Source organism: Flavobacterium enshiense DK69 (genome assembly GCF_000498495.1).
GTDB lineage: Bacteria > Bacteroidota > Bacteroidia > Flavobacteriales > Flavobacteriaceae > Flavobacterium > Flavobacterium enshiense.
Window position 1 is genome coordinate 15,740 of the sequence record NZ_AVCS01000025.1, and the last position, 19,290, is coordinate 35,029.

At 37.7% G+C, this 19,290-nt stretch carries 10 protein-coding genes; 4 read left to right on the plus strand and 6 right to left on the minus strand.

The genetic code is table 11. The features are described 5' to 3' along the window. Positions 1-41 precede the first annotated feature (41 nt). Positions 42-2,063, plus strand: coding sequence for a ComEC/Rec2 family competence protein (locus FEDK69T_RS13075; RefSeq protein ID WP_023574653.1), 2,022 nt, complete (start codon positions 42-44; stop codon positions 2,061-2,063). Here FEDK69T_RS13075 and FEDK69T_RS13080 read toward each other — a convergent pair. The 6 genes from FEDK69T_RS13080 to FEDK69T_RS13105 all read right to left on the minus strand — a co-directional run bounded on the left by FEDK69T_RS13080 (position 2,060) and on the right by FEDK69T_RS13105 (position 10,236). After that, positions 2,060-2,548, minus strand: a complete 489-nt coding sequence (locus FEDK69T_RS13080; RefSeq protein ID WP_023574654.1) for a thioredoxin family protein — start codon at positions 2,546-2,548, stop codon at positions 2,060-2,062. The two genes, FEDK69T_RS13075 and FEDK69T_RS13080, sit on opposite strands and share 4 nt — an antisense overlap. Before the next feature lie 4 nt (positions 2,549-2,552). Further along, positions 2,553-3,029, minus strand: a complete 477-nt coding sequence (locus tag FEDK69T_RS13085) for a thioredoxin family protein (RefSeq protein ID WP_023574655.1) — start codon at positions 3,027-3,029, stop codon at positions 2,553-2,555. A 49-nt stretch (positions 3,030-3,078) separates the two neighbouring features. After that, complete coding sequence (locus FEDK69T_RS13090; protein WP_023574656.1) at positions 3,079-4,617, minus strand: peptide MFS transporter; 1,539 nt, start codon at positions 4,615-4,617, stop codon at positions 3,079-3,081. Positions 4,618-4,626: 9 nt separating this feature from the next. Further along, positions 4,627-6,279, minus strand: coding sequence for a peptide MFS transporter (locus FEDK69T_RS13095; RefSeq protein ID WP_023574657.1), 1,653 nt, complete (start codon positions 6,277-6,279; stop codon positions 4,627-4,629). Between the two features lie 71 nt (positions 6,280-6,350). After that, positions 6,351-8,027 (minus strand): peptide MFS transporter, encoded by a 1,677-nt coding sequence (locus tag FEDK69T_RS13100; protein WP_023574658.1) that lies wholly within the window; start codon positions 8,025-8,027, stop codon positions 6,351-6,353. A gap of 37 nt (positions 8,028-8,064) precedes the next feature. Beyond that, complete coding sequence (locus tag FEDK69T_RS13105; protein WP_023574659.1) at positions 8,065-10,236, minus strand: S9 family peptidase; 2,172 nt, start codon at positions 10,234-10,236, stop codon at positions 8,065-8,067. 228 nt (positions 10,237-10,464) lie between these two features. Here FEDK69T_RS13105 and FEDK69T_RS13110 point away from each other — a divergent pair, with 228 nt between their 5' ends. From FEDK69T_RS13110 to FEDK69T_RS13120, 3 genes are read left to right on the plus strand one after another with little or no spacing between them, the layout of a single operon-like run. Next, positions 10,465-16,971: a PAS domain S-box protein gene (locus FEDK69T_RS13110; protein WP_023574660.1), complete on the plus strand. Its 6,507-nt coding sequence runs from the start codon at positions 10,465-10,467 to the stop codon at positions 16,969-16,971. Positions 16,972-17,025: 54 nt separating this feature from the next. Beyond that, positions 17,026-18,342 carry a hydroxymethylglutaryl-CoA reductase, degradative gene (locus FEDK69T_RS13115; RefSeq protein WP_023574661.1) on the plus strand — a complete coding sequence of 439 codons (1,317 nt, stop codon included), beginning with the start codon at positions 17,026-17,028 and terminating at the stop codon, positions 18,340-18,342. A 6-nt stretch (positions 18,343-18,348) separates the two neighbouring features. After that, positions 18,349-19,263 carry a GYDIA family GHMP kinase gene (locus tag FEDK69T_RS13120; RefSeq protein WP_023574662.1) on the plus strand — a complete coding sequence of 305 codons (915 nt, stop codon included), beginning with the start codon at positions 18,349-18,351 and terminating at the stop codon, positions 19,261-19,263. Positions 19,264-19,290 lie beyond the last annotated feature (27 nt).

The window sequence follows — 19,290 nt, forward strand, 5'->3', positions numbered from 1 at the left end:
TTTTCTTTTTTATAAGTTTCATTCTGTCTATCTTCGACAGTATGAAAACAATAAAATTTCCTACAGTTTTAATTGCCTTGTTTTTTATTTTTGGTATCGTTGCCAATTTTTATTGGCGACTTGATACGACATGGATAGCGGTAACAAACCTGACAGTCTTGATCCTTTTCGGAATTCATTTCCGACTATCAAATAAGCATTTTTTTCAAAAAATTTACTTCAGCCTTTTTACCTGTCTGCTCTCTTTTTGCATTGGGATGTTAACGTATTCGCTTCATTATCATCCGGGATATAAAAATCATTACAGTCATTTTTTATCGGATGCCGATTTAATGAAAGGCACAATCTCAGAGAGACTTAAATCCAATGACTACGCCGAAAAATATTATTTCAAAATAACCCGAATAAACGATAAAAAAGTATTCGGTAAAATTCTTTTGACAGTTCCTAAAAAAGTCAGCACAGAAAAATTCCACGCTGGCGACGAGTTGTATATTAAAGGAGAGTTGACGCCTATAGCAAAATCATTCAATCCTTATCAATTTGATTATGCTTCATATCTTGAAAAACAAAATGTATTCCATCAGTTAAATTTGAAAGCAGGAACTTACCTAAAAGCAGCAACAAATCACAACCTTGACTTTTATGTGGAAACCTATCGAAATAAATTATTGGGAAGCTTTAAAATTCATCATTTCACAAACGACATCAATCACATAATCGATGCGTTGCTGCTGGGTCAACGACAAGATATGAATAGTCAAGTGACGGATAATTACACCAATGCGGGAGTGATCCACATTTTGGCTATTTCAGGTTTACACATTGCAATATTATATGCGTTGCTGCTTTTCTTTCTCAAACCTTTAAACCGGTTTAAAAACGGAAAACTACTGCAATTCATAATCATAATAGTCTTTTTGTGGCTATTCGCAATCTTGTCCGGTTTATCTGCGTCTGTGGTACGTTCTGTCGTTATGTTCAGCCTTATCAGTTTCGGGCTATACCTTAACCGCTCAGGAAACATTTATAACATATTGGCGGTTTCAATGCTGATTATCCTGTTGTGTAATCCGAATTTCTTATTTGATGTAGGTTTTCAGCTAAGCTATGTTGCGGTATTTTCTATTGTCTGGTTACAACCTTTTTATCGTTCGTTCAAACCTTCCCGATTCAAATTAGTTAATTATTTTGTTGATCTCCTCACGATTTCATTTGTGGCACAAATTGGGGTTTTACCATTAAGCTTGTATTACTTCCATCAGGTTCCTTTGTTATTTTTCCTAGCTAATCTTGTAGTAATCCCGCTGTCTAGTTTTGTATTGATTTTAGGAATTGCAATATTGGCTTTCAATTTCACTATACCTGGTTTGGCTATAATTTTAGGGAAACTCCTGGGATTCGCCATCGAAATAATGAATCAGTACATTGCCTGGATTGCATCCTTCGAAACTTTTGCAATCAAGGATATTCCGTTTTCATTTTCGTTATTGCTGATTTTTTATCTGATGCTTACCGCTTTGGTACTTTGGTTATACGAAAAAGAATATTCAAGGCTCATTTTATTCTTAAGCAGTTCCTTCGCCTTTCAGATTTTGATTTTATTTACGTTATGGCAATCAAAACAAGGAAGCGAATTCATCGTTTTCAACAACAAAAAAAGTACGCTGCTGACAGAGAAACGAAAGGATAGAATCAGCGTGTATTCCAACGACAGTCTGCCAAAGGAAAATAAAAACCTGAAAGCCTATAGTTGTGGTAATTTCAATCAAACTCTAGAAGTGCAGCCACTACAAAACGTATTGTTTTATGACAACCGAAAAATTTTAGTTATTGACAGTCTCGGTGTCTACTCACTTAATCAAAAAACGGACATTCTATTATTGATTCAATCGCCGAAAGTAAATTTGAATCGTGTAATTGAAACTATTCATCCGAAAGCAGTAATAGCGGATGCTACGAATTACAAAAGCTATGTAAACCGATGGAAATCCACGTGCGAAACAAAAAAAATCCCTTTTCACGCTACCGCAGAAAAGGGATTCTATAAAATTGAAAATTAATTTATTTTTTTTAGTTCTTCGATTACCTGATCGGCGGTTAGGTAACCCACTATCGGGTTTTTCACTTCCCCTGCTTTATCGAAAACATACATTGACGGATACCCTTGTACTTGCAAAAACATTGTAAACTCATGAACCGAATTTCGTCCTTTCCTGTTAGGGTCATATCCCGGATTCGCATACTTCTTCCCTTTGTAAGTCACTTCAAAATTACCTTCTCCGTTAAATTTAACCGGATAATAATTCTCAGTGATGTAATCTACAAATTTAGGATCATGAAAAGTATTTTTATCCAACATCTTACATGGTCCGCACCAGTCGGTGTACACATCCATGAAAATTGGCTTTGATTTTTTCGGTTTATCCTTCTGAAGCTTTAATGCCTCATCTAAAGTCATCCATTTGATCTCTTTAACTTCTGCATCTTGAGCATGAACCGCCAGGTTTCCTAAAACGAAAAGCACGGCAAATAGTATTTTTTTCATTTATTTATCCTTTTTTATTGTTTGTTAAAATCTGATTTGCTCCTGAAATCCAAGCTTCCGGTCCTCCGGCAACATAACCTGTCCTGCCAAGTTGGGTGAAATTTGTTTTTCCTTCCTTGATATCGGCGTTCACAAACCAAACGGTTGGATATCCCTGGACTCCGAAGGCATTTTGTAAAGCATAATTTTGCTGCTGTAAAATGGGTTCCAATTGTTTTTTTCTAGGAAAATCTACTTCCACCAAAACCACATTCTCCTTTGCCCATTTTACAAACTCTTCTTTATAAAAAACTTCTTTTTGCAAACGAACACACCAACCGCACCAATCGCTTCCAGTAAAAAACAACATCATCGGTTTTTTTTCCTGTTTGGAAACCTCCATTGCTTTATCAATGCTGGTATGCCATGTCAATCCGCCTTCCTGGGCCGATAAGACTAACGTGTTTAAGCAGATAAGTAATCCTAAAAGTATCTTTTTCATTGTATCCCTTTTTAAATCAGCTACTAAATAACAAAAATAATGCCGATTATTACTTAACGTCCTGCATTAATTTTTTCACGAACGGGGAAATAGCTATCAATACAATTCCGGCAATCACCGCATACACAGCCAATTGCTGGTAACCGTCTGCATACACATTTAACTTTTCAAGGTTCGTTGCATTCTCAGAAGCCTCTGCGATATTTGCCCCTAACAATCCGGCAAAATACTGTCCGTATGCACTCGCCAGGAACCACATCCCCATAATAACCGCTTGTGTTTTTTGAGGAGACAATTTGGTCATCGCACTCATTCCGATTGGTGATAAACACAATTCTCCAAAGGTAATGATGAACCAACCAAATGTGAACAAATCCAAAGATGTTTTCCCTGAAGCATCCGCGAAGAATTTCGTGTAATAAAACACATAGAAACCGCCGGCCAAAAACAAAAATGCCAATCCGAATTTCACCACCGTGTTCGGCTCGAATTTACGTTTGTTCATCCACAACCATACCATTCCGATCAAAGCCGCAAAACCGATTACGAATAACGAATTCGCTGAATTATTAACTCCATTAGGATCCAATTTAACTCCCAACACCGTATTATGCAAGTTGTTAGCCGCGAATAAACTCAGGGACCCACCACTTTGCTCAAAAAAGGCCCAAAAGAAAATGGAGAAGATGATAAACACCAAAGCAGCCAATAATTTTTTATTTTCTGCTGAAGAGAAATAACGCATCTCGTAAAACAGATACAACAACGCTGCAGGCCCTATAACAAACATAAAATAGTCTGTGTATTCTGTTTTGGCCACCATCGTCATGATAACCGGAATAATTACCAAAGAACCTACATACGTAGCAATTTCAAATATTCTTCGCTTGGAAATTTCCAAATGGGATAACGGGGACAAACCAATTTCACCCAGACTTTTCTGCGTTTGCGTGAAAGTCAGCAAACTTATAATCATTACGATTGCTGCAAATCCGAAGGCCACATTCCAGCGCAAATGCTGCGGAACATAAGAAGCCAACATATTTCCGTTAGCAACGGCAATACAGATGTAACCACCGATCAAGGCGCCTAAATTCACCCCTGCATAAAACAAAGAAAAGCCGGCATCCCTTCTGTGATCGTCGTCTTTGTACAACTTACCTACCATTGTGGAGATATTCGGTTTGAAAAATCCGGTTCCGATAATGGTAAAGCTAATTCCGAAGAAAAAGAATTGTTTTGGATCCGCAGCCAGAATAATACTTCCGGCAATCATCAGTAAACCACCCCAGAACAAAGACTTTCTGTAACCTAAAATCTTATCGGCGAACAGTCCGCCTATAAATGTGAATGCATAAACAAACGCCTGAGTTGCCCCGTATTGCAGATTGGCTGTCTTTTCATCCATCATCAATTGGCTAACCATAAAGACCACCAACATTCCGCGCATCCCGTAAAAACAGAAACGCTCCCACATCTCACTAAAAAATAAATACCAAAGCTGTTTTGGGTATTTACCTTTAAAATTCTGGATATCGTCCACTTTTATCCCTTTGAAATCCTGAATTTCATCTATTGTTGAACTCATACTAACTTATTAATTTAATCCCTTTTCTTTCATTACAGCATTCAAACGTTTCAGGATAGACAATCCTAACAAAGTAGCAAACAAGAGCAGCAAGCAGTTTACCAAGAAGAAATTCGCTTTATTCTCATAATCATACCACATGCTTGCCAATACTCCTGATAATTTATTCCCGATGGAAATTGACAGGAAGAAACCTCCCATCATTAATGCGGTCAATCGTGGCGGACTTAGTTTGGAAACAATCGAAAGTCCCATCGGAGACAAGCACAATTCACCAATAGTAATGACCCCATAAGTACCCACCAGCCATAGCGGTGAAACTTTAACAGCTCCATTACTGCCTATATAAACCGCTGCCACCATTACCAAACAGGACAATGATGAAATAAATAATCCCAGAACAATTTTTGAAGGCGTTGAAGGTTCTTTGCCCATTCTACGCATAAATAAAAAGAATCCAACCACCACAGGTGTCAGCAGAATAATCCAACCCGGGTTAACCGACTGGAACAATTCAGTATTGATTAATGAAACCGTCTGAGTAGGATCTTTTTCCAATTCGACACGCTGTTCATTCGAAATATTGGTAAAATAAACATCTTTACCTTGTACTTTTATCGGCTCTCCCGCATCGTCTTTTTCAGCCTGAAACTGATTGTCGTATTTCTGAACTTCTTTCGTCTGGAAATCTTTTTTATCCACCAGATAAATGGACGACAATGCCTGTTCAGTTGAACCGGTCACCTGTCTATCCGTATAATAGTTTGCCCAACGGGTTAAGGCTGTACCATTCTGTTTGAAAACCGCCCAGAATAACATTCCTACAGCAAAGATAGCTAGCAGTGCTCCCAACGGACGCTTATCTTCGTGATTGGCTTTGAGATACAAACGGACATAGAAAATAATAATTGGTATACAGGCAAAAATAAAGGCATCGGTAGAATCACTCTTGAAAATATTATCCGGAATCATCCACCCTATAGCTCCGCAAATGATGGCCGGTAAAAAAACCATCCCAAGAATTCGGGCTAGACTAATATCGCCTTCCTGAACTGGTTTCATCACATTGGCACTTTGCAGATGTTTTCTTCCCAAGGTAAAAATGATAAGACCAATAAACATTCCCACACCTGCTGTTATGAAAGCAGCACTCCATCCGTACTGGTTACGCATGAACGCGGCTATGATGTTACAAATGAACGCCCCGATGTTGATACCCATATAGAAAATATTGTATCCGGCATCTTTGTTGGCTTTATACTCTTCAGTTGAATATAAATTTCCAACCAGCGTCGAAATACTCGGCTTGAAAAATCCGTTACCAACGATAATAAGCGCCATCGACACATAAAAAGCAGTAGTATCATGAATCCCTAACCCGATGTAGCCCAATCCCATCAGGAATCCACCAAGATAAATTGCTTTAAAGTAACCCAACACCCGGTCAGCAAGATAGCCTCCCAAAAACGGAGTCAGATAGGTTAAGGCGATATAAGTTCCGAAGATATCATCGGCATATTTATCGGAAAAAGCCATTCCTCCGGTAGCGGCCGGATCGATCATGTATAAAACAAAAATTCCGATGATCAAATAATATCCGAAACGCTCCCACATTTCGGTAAAAAACAAAAACAGTAACCCCCTGGGGTGCTTATTTCTCATAATGGTTGAATTAAAAAAAGCCCGTAGGTTTTCCTACGGGCTTGAAAGATATAAAATATTTTTTAAAGTGATTATTTTACACCATGCATCATTCTTTTTAACATTGGCGTCAATAAGAACAATACTACAGAAGCAACTCCACACAATACTACGAATACCATGAAGAATTCGAATAAATTGTGGATTTCAAATCCTGCGAAAACCGGGTAATGATCACTGATTTGGTTTTCAGCCAACAATTTAGCCTGCTCAGCAGTCGGCACTACTTTTTTATCTAAAACATCCTGAAGGTTAATACCTAATTCCTGTGCTTTTTTGAATTTATCTCCCGTAGACGGTAAGATAGACCCTAAAGTTCCAGCTAAAGCGTAACCTGAGGCATTTGATAAGAAGAATACTCCATATAACAAAGAAGCAAAACGCTTAGGAGATAATTTACCTACCAACGACAATCCGATTGGCGACAAACACAACTCTCCGCAAGTCTGAATCAAATACAATAAGATCAACCAGTAGATTGATAATAAACCGCTGTTTCCTAAATCTTTTACATTGTGAGCAATGATGAAATAACTCACTGCTATCAACAATAATCCAAAAGATTGCTTCATTGGTGAAATAGGCTCGCTCCCTTTAGCTCTTAATTTATCCCATAACATACTGAATGGTACTGCCAAAAGAACTACAAACAATCCGTTGAAGATTTGCACCATCGATGGAGGCATTTGCCATCCAAAAAAGTTTCTGTCTGTCTGGTTGTCAGCAATGAACGTTAACGAAGAACCTGCCTGTTCGAAAGCCGCCCAGAAGAAGATTACGAAGAACGAAACGATATAGATTACTAAAATACGATCTCTCTCTACTTTTGTCAACGATTTATCTGATAAAATCAACCCGGCTAATGTTAAACCACTTCCATAGATCAAGGAATAAATCAAGTTTTGTCCGAATGCAAAGTGGAATAATAATCCTAAAGCTACAAATGCAACAACTGCAATTCCTAATGCCTGACCTGTAAAATGCGCTTTAGTAGCCTCGCCTTCTTCAAAATGAGAAGCGTCATTATGTTTCGGAAGACCTCCTAATGGTCTACCTTCAGGAGTTACCACATATTTATTCTTAAGAAAGAAGAACACCAAAGTTCCGATAATCATCGCAAGAGCTGCTGCCAGGAATCCCCATTTGAAAGCGTGGATATCACGCATTCCGCCGGCGTCTTTCACGTCTCCAACGATTGGACAGATGAATTGCCCTAAGAAAGCTCCGATGTTAATACCCATGTAGAAAATAGTAAAAGCCGTATCCAATTTGCTTTTTTCTTCTTTCGGATACAAACTTCCTACCATCGAGGAAATATTCGGTTTGAAGAAACCATTACCAAAAATGATTACACCCAATGCCACATACATTAAGGTTTTGGCCAATTCTAAATTAGAAGGGAATACAGATGCACTTGTGAAAAGCAACAACTGCCCGATAGCCATAAGGGAACCTCCTAACATGATACAGTTACGGTTTCCTAAAAATCTGTCGGAGATAAAACCTCCCAACATTGGTGTCAAATAACATAATCCAAGGAAACCTCCATAAATTAGAGAAGCCTCTTCTTCCTTCATCATCAACGAGTTAACCAGGAATAAGGTTAACAGTGCGCGCATTCCGTAGAAATTGAAACGCTCCCACATCTCGGTTCCGAACAATACCCAAAGCCCCTTTGGATGTCCTTGTTTTGCTGTTGTTTCGCTCATTTTTTCTTTTGTTTCTGTTTTTGGTATTTAGTTAGTATTATAATTTTTCTTTAAGGAAGTTGGTCATTTTCGTATACAACTGTAAACGTGTTTTTCCACCGTATATTCCGTGATTTTTGTCCGGATAAAGCATCAAATCGAATTGTTTGTTTGCCTGCACCAACGCTTCAACCATTTTCATAGTATTCTGAACGTGAACGTTATCATCACCTGTTCCGTGAACCACAAGTAGATTTCCTTTTAATTTACTTACGTGGGTGATTGGTGAATTATTGTCATATCCACTTGCGTTTTCCTGTGGTGTCTGCATGTATCTTTCAGTATAAATTGTATCGTAATTTCTCCAGCTTGTTACCGGCGCCACAGCAATAGCTGTTTTAAACACGTCAGCTCCCTGGAAAATACAATTTGCAGCCATGAATCCTCCGTAAGACCAACCAAAAATTCCGATTCTGGATTTATCAACATAAGCATATGATCCGAAAACTTTAGCAGCATCTACTTGATCTTCCAATTCAAATTTGCCTAACTCTTTTTGAGTGCATTTTTGGAAATCAGCACCTTTAAAACCGGTTCCGCGACCGTCAACGCAAGCAACGATATAACCCTGTTGTGCCAACATCATAAACCAATAATCATCAGAATTGCTCCAATCATTATTCACTTGTTGTGAACCAGGCCCTGAATATTGGTACATTAATACCGGGTACTTTTTGGTTGCATCAAAATCTTTCGGTTTGATCATCCAGGTATTTAGCTTATGACCTTTTACAGTAGTTATTTCCATGAACTCTTTTGAAGGCAAATCGTATTTAGCCAATTTCGTTTCCAAAGCTTCATTAGAAACAATGGTTTTGATCAATTTTCCGGATTTGGCTTCGTTCAAAGTATATTTAGGCGCATTTTTAGCGCTTGAATAGGCATTGATGAAGTATTGGAAATTTGGACTGAATGTAGCACTGTTAGTCCCTGTTTGTGCTGTTAAACGTGTTTTGGAAGAACCGTTTAATTTGATACTGTACACATCGCGGTTGATTGAACCATTTTCTGTAGACTGGAAGAAGATTGTACCATTTTTCTCGTCGAAACCGTAATAAGAAGTCACCTCCCATTTACCAGTTGTAACTTGTTTTTTAAGCTTACCATTTTTATCGTAGTGGTAAATGTGGTTGAAACCATCTTTTTCGCTCGTCCAGATAAAACTGTTGTCTTTCAGGAACGTTAAATTATCGGTAACTGCTATGTAAGCTTTGTCTTTTTCATTCAATACAACACGGGTTGCACCTGAATTACCGTCGACAAACAACAAGTCCAGATTATCCTGGTGACGGTTTAGAATCTGGGCACTCAACGTGTTTGCATCGTTAGTCCACTCAATTCTGGCAATATAAAAATCGTTGTATTTATCTAAGTTTATTTTTTTGGTTGTCGCCGATTTCACATCATAAACATGCAACGAAACCAAAGCATTTTTATCACCTGCTTTCGGGTATTTGAAAACATTTTGAGTTGGATATAATCCCTGAAGATACATGTCCATAGAGAATTCAGGAACCTGTGATTCGTCAAAACGGATAAAACCGATCTTGTCGCTGGCTGCATTCCAGTCGAAAGCACGCACAAAAGCGAATTCTTCTTCGTAAACCCAGTCAGTAACACCATTAATTATGGCATTTTTCTTTCCGTCAGTAGTAATCTGAGTATGCTTTTTAGCCGCTAAATCGTATACGTATAAATTATTCTGATAAACATATCCGATTTTTGAACCATCAGGAGAAAAAGTAGGCTCCTGTACTTTGAAGTCAGCTAATTTTGTCAATGATTTTGATGCGATATCATAAATAAAATAATCAGCAACAAATGAATGACGGAAAATATGATCAGTGTGATTAGCAATCAGAATTTTCTTTTCGTCCTTACTGAACTTGTAACTGTCAACCCCTTCCAATTCCTTAAAATTTTTGGAATCAATCAAAGTTGCCACCTTCTCCAAAGTTGCAAAATCGTACAAATCGATTTGTGAAGACTTGGTAGCACGGTCAAAATTAAGCACCGTGTACTGATTGGTATTTTTCATTGCTTCCAAAGCAGTCATTCCCTGCGTCCTGAAAGCACCTCCCCAAATTTCTTCAAGGGTGATTTTTTGTTGTGCCATCGCCGAAAACGATGCTAACACAAACAAAAACAAACATTTAAAAGTATTTTTCATAAATTTGATGGTAAAAAAACCCCCAATTTTAGTGAAATTTTATCAATTAACGCAATTTAATTTGTTAAATGGATAAAATACTCACAACAATCCACTGTTTGCACGTCGGTTTTTTTTACCCTTTATCGACAAAAAATACTTCATCAAAAAATTTGAACTACAGGCTGTAGGAAATCAATTAATTTATTACTATTTTAAACCTCCCAACAAAAGACAATAATCGTAACTATGATTAAAAAAGCGGCGTTTTGTATCTATCTTCTGTTTTTCATCCAAGGCGCCTTTGGACAAGTTTTTGATTATGAAATACTTAATCAGAAAAATGGACTTCCTTCTTCAACTGTCTTTGCTGTAATTCAGGACAGCCGCAACCTGATATGGATTGGTACCGACGGTGCCGGTTTGGTCCGATATGACGGAAAAAATTTCGACATCATTGATAAATCAAAAAAAAGTGAAGGATTTTTCGTAACCGATTTAGTTGAAGATACCAACGCTAATATCATAGTTTCAACAAAATACAGCGGACTATTGGTTTATAACGGAAAAGAGTTTATTAAAGATTTTAATCAAAATAATTCTTCCTTTAAAGGAGACTTTGTGCAACGGCTTTATACAACTCCAAATGGTGTTTATTGTTTTACACAGAAAGAAGTGTTCTTGCTTAGAAAGGATTATTCCATTGAACCCATTGCCAAATTTGACAAACCTACAATTATAAATTCCGTTTTTTGCGACAAGTACTTTACCATTTTTGTCGGAACCGACGAAGGGCTTTTAAAAATTGAAAACAATTCAGCAAGCTCATTTAAACCAGAACAGTTTTCAGGATACACCTGCATAGTATCCATAGACAAGGACAAAGCCTTGATAGGAAACCATAAAGGCGAAGTCTGGAAACTCTCCTACCTGGCAAAAGGCACATATGACACTCAATTGGAAAGCAAAATTATCCTTCCCAATAAAGAAGCTTTTTTCATCAAAAAAATGCTGCTTGGAAGAAGTGGTTTTGTGTGGATGGCTGGTGACAAAAAACAAGGATTGGCCATGTACAAAAAAGACATCCTTAGTTTTATCAACAATACAAACGGTTTTACGGGAGAAAATGTATTGTGCATGTTTCAGGACAAAAGCAGTCAACTCTACCTCGGTACTTACGGCACCGGATTGTACAGAACACACTCGCAAATCTTCTACAATTACAATAATGTCCCGGAATTAAATACTCCGTATATATTTTCCATTCTAAACACAGAAAAAGGGATTTATACAGGAACAGTTAGCGATGGAGTCTTTTATTTCGAGCCCGACCAAAACGGGGATCTTAAGCTCAAAAGAAAATACCCGCAGCTCGAAAGAGCAACAGCTTTATACGAAAATCATAAAAAAGAAATCCTGGCCGGATCCAGAAACGGCCTATTCAAAATTGCTGAAGGCCGTCTCATCCCGTTGCCCATCAATGCAAAACTCCCCGAAGAAAAATCCATTAGATTTATCTGGCAGGATAATCAAAAACGATATTTCGTTGGTTATTCAAAAGGACTGCTTTTATTGGACGAAAATGAGAATCTCATTAAATCCATCGACCTTTTTGAATCCCAGAATGTAACCACACTGGAACCGCTAAATGAAAAACAATGGTACATAGGAACATACACTGGCCTATACCTTCTTTCTGAAACTATAACCAATACTTTTTCCGTTAAACCAATTATCCGCAAAACCATTAATACCTCCTGCAAAGACAGTTTTGGTAATTTTTGGTTTGCCAGTGGAGACGGCCTTTACTATGTAAACAAAAAAAAGATTAAAAAATACACCACAAAAAATGGCCTTACATCAACATTTATTTTTACACTTTCGGCAGATAAAAAAGGAGCTGTTTATACAGGACATAACCTTGGGATCTCAAAAATCAAAGTTGACGAAGACGGAACAATCAAAAACATCTTAAACTATAATTCGGAAAACGGGTTCACTGGTTTGGAAACCAATGCTAGGGCAGAAACACAGGACAGCGACGGAAATCTGTTTTTTGGGACCGCCAACGGTCTTTACATCTATTTAACAAACTACACCCCGAAGGCAAAATCCGCTCCGGTATTAAAAATAACCAATATCGACGTTTTCAAACAATCCAAAAGCTGGAAAAACTCCGATGCAACAGACGGCTATTGGTTTAATATCCCAAGACAAGGCTATATCTTTAATCCACAGGAAAACCAACTCACGTTTACTTTTGGAGTGGTTAATTATTTAGAAGATGAGGAGCTAATGTATTCTTTTCTTTTAAAAGGAACAGATCAAAATTGGTCACCCCCTTCCAAATCCAATGAGGTAACCTATTCCAATTTAAAATACGGATTTTATACCTTTCAGGTAAGATTGGTCGACAACCTTGGGAATATAAAAAGTTCTCCTGTATCATATACTTTTAGGATTGACACTCCGTATTACTTTAAGTGGTGGTTCCTGCTTCCTGTATTCTGTTTCATTGGGCTGTTCATGAAATTAATCTTTGACCGCGCTTCCACCTACAATAAAGATTTTATCAAGCATTTTTCAGAAACAGGGGAAGACAATAAAGAAATACAGACTTTCTTTTTCTTTTTGGGAATCATTTTTCCTCTTACCGAAATCATAAACCTTTATTTTATAAAGCGCCCTAACTCTGAATTAATAGCTAACCTATTCATAGGGCTACTCTTCATTTCCCTTTATATAATATCCAAGAAATCTACTCTGCTTGACAAATATCTCAGACCTTTATTTATTCTGATTTTAGTCAGCTATTCTATACATATCATTACTAAAATTGCTTCACAACCTTTCGACTTAATCACCTATACTGAGTTTTTACTGATTTTATTTTTCTCATATAGTGCGTTTAAAAATGTAAAACAATATACAGCCTTTGTGATTGCGCTACTGGCCTCCCTTCTGATTTTACTTTTCAATATCCCTGCGGAAACAGAACAAATCATCACCTTAATCAACACTTCCTTTATTGTTTTGGTCATTAATTACGCCAGACGTATTTCCATCTTAAACAACAACGACAAGTTTTTATTTTCAAACAGCATTATCAACAACTCGAACTCATTAACCATAGCAACTGACAGAAAAGGAAGACTGACCTTCTGCGGAAAATCAATCGAAAAGATTTTAGGATACACACCGGAAGAAGTTATGGGCGAAAATTTCTGGAAACTTACTCAAGACACCGAATTTCAGGATATTGACTACAACGACGTCTATGTTCCTGATTCGCTATATACACGAAAACTGAAATGCAAAAACGGCACATACAAATACATTCAGTGGACCGATCAAAAATACAGCGACAATCTCTTTGTTGCCAACGGGCAGGACATCACCGGCAAAATAATGGTGGAGGAACAATACCGAAATCTGGTTCAGTTTGCTTCCGATATTATTTTCGAGGTAGACAAAAAAGGATTTTTCACTTTTGTGAATCAATTTGCCGAAAAGTCGTTAGGTTACCCGACGGAGTTTTTCATCGGAAAGCATTTTTCAACCCTCATCAAACCGGAACATTCGAAGACCATTGAAGATTTCTACATAAGACAAAGTGGAAGCCAGGCAGATTTTGACATTATCGAGTTTCCGATTTTAAAAAGCGATGGCGAAGAAATGTGGGTATCTCAGAAAGTTACCGTAAAAAAAGACGAAAATGGAAAAATCGCAGGTTATTCCGCAATCGTAAGGGACATCACCAAACTAAAGAAAATAGAGATCGAAGAAAGTTTACGCCAGAAAAAAAACCTATTGTTAAACCAAACGTTGAATCAACTCTATACACTGAATTTCTTTACTTACGGAAGCCAGGAAAAACTGATCCAGCATATTATCAAAGAAGCCGCACTAGCATTGGATGTAAGCCGGGTAAGTTTATGGAATAAAACGGAAATTGGGGTCGAACTGTTTTCTCTGTATGAAAAGGACAATAACACTTTTTCAAATGCTATTGCTTTACAGAAAGCCGACTTCCCGCGATATTTCAGCGCCATAGAGACCAGGCCTTTTATTGTAGCTTCCGATGTCAAAACCGATCCGATTACGGTTGAATTTATGGGTAATTATTTTGAAAAATTTGATATCAAATCCTTACTGGATTTCCCTATTTATGTTTCAGGAGAACTGAAGGGAATCACCTGCTATGAAAACACCAAGGAAATAAGAAACTGGACAACTGATGAAATCAATTTTGCCAGAACCGTTTCGGATATCATCGCCCTGGCTATTGAGACCCTGAAAAGAAAAAGCGCTGAAGAACTTATCGTTTACAAGAGCGAGGTTCTGTCCTCTATTTCAAAAACGACTGAAGAACTGTTAAAAAGTAACAGCTTAAATGAAATTTTCGAAAAGTCGATGGGTTATGTCGGTGAGGCAACAAAAGCAGACCGATTGTATTACTTTGAAAATGACTCCAAAACAAATCGTATCAGCCAGCGTTTGCAATGGGTCAGAAATACGGAATTCAACAAAATAGAAAATCATAAACTGCACAATTTCCCACTTTCTGAATATCCTAAATTTGCGAATGACCTTCTTGAAAACAAACCATACCAGGCAATTGTAAAAAAAATGAATGACGGAGAGATTAAAACCATTTTGGAAAATCAGAATGTAAAATCCTTCCTAATCTTACCATTGTTCATAAAAAATGTACTGTATGGGTTTATCGGTTTGGATGACTGCACCACTGAAAGAGAGTGGGCAGTAGATGAAATAAACATCCTACAGACCTTCACAAACAATTTTGCCTCTACAATCGAGCGAATCAATAACGAAAAAGCCATAACTGAAAGTGAAGAAAAATTCCGTTTGTTAGCAAACAATATTCCAGCAACGGTATATATGGTTAAATACAATCCCGAAAGAACCAAACTTTTCCTGAACGATGAAATTGAAAAATTAACAGGCTATTCCAGAGAAGAATTTTTTGAAGGTAAAATAGACATCTTTGAATTGTATCACCCTGAGGAAAGAGATCGGATTCGAAGAGAGATAGATGATGCCGTAAAAAATGGGGTTCCTTTCCATATTTCCTGCCGCCTTGTCAAAAAAAGCGGAGAAATTGCCTGGATAGACGAATACGGTGAGGTTATCGCCACTGAGAATGAAATACCGCACCTTGAAGGCGTTATAATCGAGACCACTGAAAGAAGAAAGATGGAAGATGCAATCAAGGAAAAAGAAGTTGCACAAGCGGCCAACAAAGCAAAAACACAATTCCTGGCCAACATGAGCCACGAAATCCGAACACCGTTAAACGGCATCATCGGCTTCAGTAATCTGTTATTGAAATCAAATCTGACTTCCGTACAGGAACAATATATGGTGACCGTAAACCAGTCGGCCGATGCCCTGCTGGAAATAGTAAACGACATTCTGGATCTTTCCAAAATTGAAGCCGGAAAACTCGAACTTTACATCACAAAAACGAATTTACACGACCTGATCAATCAGATTGTTGATATGGTTAAATATTCGGCACACGAAAAGAAACTCGATCTTATTGTCAATATTGATGAAAACATCCCCTGCCTCATCTGGATTGATGAAATCCGACTGAAACAAATTCTGATCAACTTGCTTTCCAATGCCATTAAATTCACTCAGGAAGGCGAAATAGAACTTGAAATCAAACACCAACCGGTGCATGATGACCAATTCCGAATGAAGTTCTCGGTAAAAGACACGGGTATTGGAATACGTCCGGAAAATAAAAAGAAAATATTCGAGGCGTTTTCACAGGAAGACAACTCGACTACCCGAAAGTATGGTGGTACCGGGCTTGGCATCCCAATTTCAGAAAGCCTGTTGCGCTTGATGAACAGCGGACTTCAAATCGAAGACCGTCCGACAGGAGGCACCATATTCTTCTTTGATTTGGAAGTAAAAGCAAAACCATGCGGTTCACTGAATGAGCTCGAAAACAATAAAATAGCCAAAATTTTACTGATAGATGATAATGCAAGCAATTGTCAGGTTATCCAACGAATGATGAACCACTATAACATCGCATCGCTTGTCAATAAAAACTATCAGAATGCTTATAAATACGCCCCAGAAATCGATTTGTTCTTGGCAGATTATGAACTGATTGGAAAAAAAGGACTTGATGAACTATCAAAATTTGAAAAACCAATCATTCTCATGCAAAATTCAAATTCGACAGAAATTAAATACCCTAAAAACACGATTATAAAACCAGTTGTAAAACCGGTTAAAATACATGTATTACAACATGTCCTCAACCAAATCAATAACAAAGAAACACAAGAAACGCATCCACAAAAAGTAAAAGACGCTGATGCCATTGTAATAGACACCACCTACAAAGTACTTATCGTTGAGGATAACAAAATCAACATGTTGCTTTCAAAAACACTGATTCAGAAAATCCTCCCGAACGCAATTATTTTAGAAGCAGTGAACGGTATTGAAGCAGTGGAACAATTTGAACGTCATCATCCTGAAATTATATTGATGGATATCCAAATGCCGTTAATGAACGGATATGAAGCCACTCAAAAAATTCGAAAAAAGGACAAAGACTCCATTATTATAGCACTAACGGCCGGGATTATTGAAGGTGAAGAAGAATTGTGCAAATCCATGGGAATGAATGACTATATAACTAAACCAATTGAAAAAAAGGTACTTGAAAATGCAATTCTCAAATGGACTAATAAATTGAAAAATTAATTTATAATACCTGAAAATGTATCTTTGCACTCAAAAGTATTCAACTGAAATAAAATGACAAAAGCAGTTAGCGGTTTTTCGAAACTATCGAAAGACGAAAAAATAAATTGGATTGCAAACACACACTTTTCGAATCCGGAAGAAGCAATAAAAACATTAAAAAAATATTGGAATTCAGATGCTGATTTACAAAAACTTCATGATGAATTCATCGAAAATACCATTACCAATTTCTATTTGCCGCTAGGTGTAGCCCCAAATTTTTTAATCAACGGAAAAAACTATACCATCCCGATGGCCATAGAAGAAAGTTCCGTTGTGGCTGCTGCTTCTAAGGCTGCTAAATTTTGGTCGCATCGTGGAGGATTTAAAGCTTCGGTAATCAACTCTGAGAAAATCGGCCAGGTTCATTTTATCTACACCGGAAATAAAGAAAGCCTTGTACAATTCATAAAAGAAATCAAACCTAAGTTTTTCAGTGAAACTGAAAGCCTCACCAAAAACATGCAAAAAAGAGGCGGTGGAATTTTAGATATTGAACTACGCGACAAAACAAGTGAATTAGAAGACTATTACCAATTGCATGTGAACTTTGAAACCAAGGACAGCATGGGCGCAAATTTCATCAATTCCTGTCTGGAACAATTTGCCAAAACATTAAAAGACGAAGCTCAAAAAAGCACTTTATTATCTGAAGAAGAAAAAAATATTCAGGTTGTAATGAGTATTTTGTCAAACTACGTTCCTAACTGTATTGTCAGAGCCGAAGTTTCCTGTCTGGTTTCCGAACTAAAGGAAGACAAACACATTTCTCAGGAAGAATTCGCCGAAAAATTTATACGTGCTGTTCAGATAGCCGAAGTAGAACCTTTCCGCGCAGTGACACACAACAAAGGCATCATGAACGGAATTGACGCGGTGGTTTTGGCCACCGGAAACGATTTTAGAGCCGTAGAGGCCGGCGTACATGCCTATGCGTCCCGAAACGGAAAATATTCCAGTCTTTCTCACGCCAAAGTGGAAAACGGCGTTTTTACTTTTTGGATGGAAATCCCATTGGCTTTAGGGACCGTTGGTGGATTGACGAACCTGCATCCACTCGTTAAAATGTCGATGGAAATGTTGGGTAACCCGTCCGCACATGAATTAATGCAAATTGTAGCAGTTGCAGGCTTGGCACAAAATTTTGCCGCATTGCGTTCGTTGACCACAACCGGAATCCAGCAAGGGCATATGAAAATGCACCTGATGAATATTTTAAATCAGTTCAATGCCAATGAAGAGGAACGAAAACAGGTAGTGAAACACTTTGATAAACATACGGTTTCCCATTCAGCTGTCGTTGCCTATTTGGAAGAAATCAGAAAATAACAAATTGTGCAACAAACATTTTACAGTAACGGCAAACTGCTTATAACAGGAGAATATTCGGTTCTTGATGGCGCAAAGGCATTGGCCTTACCTACAAAATCAGGGCAATATCTCCACGTTTCACCCGGAAAAAACCAAATTATTTCCTGGAAGAGCTTTGACGCAGACGGCTCGGTTTGGTTTGAAGACACTATTTTATTTGATGATATAAAGCACAAAACAAGTTTTGATGCGTCTCAAGGGATAAAAAAAACCCTGATCGAAATCTTACACCAAGCTTATCTTCAAAATAATGATTTCCTTAGTAATTCAGATGGCTACACTGTAACCACCGAATTGACTTTTCCGAGATTTTGGGGTTTGGGAACTTCTTCCACACTCATAAACAACATAGCTCAGTGGTTGAAAATCGACGCCTTTGAACTGTTGAGAGAAAGCTTCGGGGGCAGCGGGTATGATATTGCCTGTGCACAAAACGATTCGCCTATCTTGTACAGCCTGGAAAATGATAAACCTATAATCGAGTCAGTTTCTTTTAATCCAATCTTTGCCAACAATCTTTACTTTGTGTATTTAAATCAGAAACAAAACAGTAAAGAAGCCATAGCATTTTACTATAAGAAACGGCCACAAATGGCAAATATCATTGAAAAAATAGATGCGATTACAAACATCATAATAAATACTAAAAGCCTTTTGGAGTTTTCGGCGGCGCTTAATCACCATGAAATAATCATGTCTGATGTCCTGGAAATGCAAACGGTTAAAGAAGCCTTTTTTTCGGATTTTACCGGAGGCATAAAAAGTTTGGGAGCCTGGGGCGGCGATTTTATCTTAGCCATATCTGAAGAAAACCCCACACCTTATTTTCAAACAAAAGGTTTTACAATTATAGTTCCTTACAGGGATATGATAAAATAAAAAAAACGCTCCTTTTCAGGAGCGTTT

Coding starts and splice junctions, on each gene's coding strand:
- FEDK69T_RS13075 (WP_023574653.1), top strand. CDS start 42: ATGAAAACAATAAAATTTCCTACAGTTTTAATTGCCTTGTTTTTTATT.
- FEDK69T_RS13080 (WP_023574654.1), bottom strand. CDS start 2,548: ATGAAAAAAATACTATTTGCCGTGCTTTTCGTTTTAGGAAACCTGGCG.
- FEDK69T_RS13085 (WP_023574655.1), bottom strand. CDS start 3,029: ATGAAAAAGATACTTTTAGGATTACTTATCTGCTTAAACACGTTAGTC.
- FEDK69T_RS13090 (WP_023574656.1), bottom strand. CDS start 4,617: ATGAGTTCAACAATAGATGAAATTCAGGATTTCAAAGGGATAAAAGTG.
- FEDK69T_RS13095 (WP_023574657.1), bottom strand. CDS start 6,279: ATGAGAAATAAGCACCCCAGGGGGTTACTGTTTTTGTTTTTTACCGAA.
- FEDK69T_RS13100 (WP_023574658.1), bottom strand. CDS start 8,027: ATGAGCGAAACAACAGCAAAACAAGGACATCCAAAGGGGCTTTGGGTA.
- FEDK69T_RS13105 (WP_023574659.1), bottom strand. CDS start 10,236: ATGAAAAATACTTTTAAATGTTTGTTTTTGTTTGTGTTAGCATCGTTT.
- FEDK69T_RS13110 (WP_023574660.1), top strand. CDS start 10,465: ATGATTAAAAAAGCGGCGTTTTGTATCTATCTTCTGTTTTTCATCCAA.
- FEDK69T_RS13115 (WP_023574661.1), top strand. CDS start 17,026: ATGACAAAAGCAGTTAGCGGTTTTTCGAAACTATCGAAAGACGAAAAA.